The sequence below is a fragment of the Pedobacter kyungheensis genome, assembly GCF_000812965.1.
In the GTDB taxonomy this organism is placed as follows: Bacteria; Bacteroidota; Bacteroidia; order Sphingobacteriales; family Sphingobacteriaceae; genus Pedobacter; species Pedobacter kyungheensis.
Genome location: NZ_JSYN01000062.1, coordinates 1 through 1,817, shown reverse-complemented (window position 1 = coordinate 1,817; position 1,817 = coordinate 1). Strand labels below are relative to the sequence as shown.

Sequence of the window (1,817 nt, the reverse complement as noted above, 5' to 3'; positions counted from 1 at the left end):
CTCTTTTATTTTTTCGGCTCATTGCCGCCGTGGCTAGTCCTTTTTCCTTGATGAAAAAGGATCAAAAAATCAAGGCTTGGATCTGATGTTAGATAAAATCGTCAAAGCTTTTATTGCGGCAGCGCAAGCCCCGACGAAAAGCCGGGAAAGACACGCTGCCTTGGGTAATGCTTTTTGAACGGTTGTGCAGAAGCTTTAACGTTTTCTCCTGCCATCATCTCCTATGCCGGAGGACAGGGTGCAGATGGCATATTGCATAAAACCCCACTTGTCATGCTGATCCGATAGCTATCGGATTTGTTTCAGCACCTCTCTATACTGTATCTAAGAGACCCTGAAACACCCTGCGGTGACAGAGGCAGAGAAAGCGATGAATTTGTAAACTCCCTTTACAATTAAAACCAATCCAAATGAGTAAATTTAAATAGCACCAATATTTATGGTTATGGATTCAACTCTTCCACATTTTGATCCCGTAAAATACAAGCAAACTACCCATCAGCAATGGCAGGAAGCCGCAGAGGCCTGGTACCGCTGGAGCCCTTTGTTACACAGTTGGCTGGGTGAAACTACCAATAAAATGCTCGAAATGGCAGGATTAACCAGCGGACAAAGGGTGCTTGATATTGCGGCTGGTGCCGGTGAACAATCTATAACTGCAGCCCGGATAGTGGGGCCAACCGGCGAGGTTTTAGCTACCGATATTTCTGCCAATATTCTCAAATATGCTAAACAAATGGCTGTGAAGGCTGGTATCAGCAATATTAAAACCGCGGTAATGGATGGCGAAAACCTGATGATAGAAGATGAAACTTTTGATGTGGTTATTTCAAGAGTGGGATTGATTTATTTTCCCGATCAGCAAAAAGCCTTGACAGAAATTTTACGGGTGCTTAAACCCGGTGGTAAAATGGCAGCCATTGTTTATTCTTTACCCGAAAAGAATACATTTTTCTCCATACCTGTAAGCATTATTCGTAACCGTGCGCAATTACCTGCTCCATTGCCTGGTCAGCCAGGGCCTTTTAGTTTAAGCCAAAAAGGGGTAATTGAAAATGCTTTTTCTATGGCAGGCTTCAAAAAGGTAACATCGGTATTGGTTAATGCGCCATTAATTTGCACATCAGCCAAAGAATGCCTGCAGTTCGAAAAAGAATCGTTCGGGGCTTTGCATCAGATGATGAGTGGCCTATCCGAAACAGAGAAAGCCGCGGTGTGGGATGAAATTGAAAGCGCACTCGGGCAGTTTGAAACTGAAAACAGTTTTGAAGGACCATGTGAAATGCTGGTGACTGTAGGAGAGAAGGTTTAGGTGATTTGCTTTATTTTTATTGAAGTGCTCAGCGAAGCTAATCTTAAAGCGTTTGCTGTTTTTTTCCTTTCGCTCTGTCTTGCCTCGGCTGGCTGCTGAACCGCTCTTACCTTTTTCTTGATAAAAAGGTAACCAAAAATCAAGGCTGGGATCCGTTTTTTATGCGTTAATGTTGTTTTTATCGGTATAAAAGATTGCTGCGCAATTCTTGTAAAAACCTACGAAAACCTGAATGGCGGCAGTTCCTAGGCGCTTGCCCACGTTAAGGCCACTACGCGCGCTTGCTCCTGCCTTGGGCAGTAGGGTGGGAAAGGCAGTGCAAAGCTTTTCGTGTTTTTTCCTGCGAAAATCTCCTATGCCGGAGGCAGGGTGCAGATGGCTTGATGTAGAGAATCCTCTTTTGATTGTCATCCTGAGCGGAGTCGAAGGACTTTAGTTATTCCTTGCTATGATCCGTCATTCCCGCGCAGGCGGAACCACGAAGTGCTCAGCGAAGCTAATCTTA

The 1,817-nt window shown here is 44.6% G+C and carries 1 protein-coding gene; it reads left to right on the top strand.

All coding sequences use genetic code 11. From position 1 onward, the window contains the following. Window positions 1-445: 445 nt before the first annotated feature. The gene (locus OC25_RS26575) at window positions 446-1,312 is read left to right on the top strand and encodes a class I SAM-dependent methyltransferase (RefSeq protein ID WP_039483612.1); all 867 of its coding nucleotides are present in this window, start codon (window positions 446-448) and stop codon (window positions 1,310-1,312) included. Window positions 1,313-1,817: the final 505 nt, after the last annotated feature.

Bases quoted from the DNA above. Each gene is read 5' to 3' on its own strand.
- OC25_RS26575 (WP_039483612.1), top strand. From the start codon at position 446: ATGGATTCAACTCTTCCACATTTTGATCCCGTAAAATACAAGCAAACT.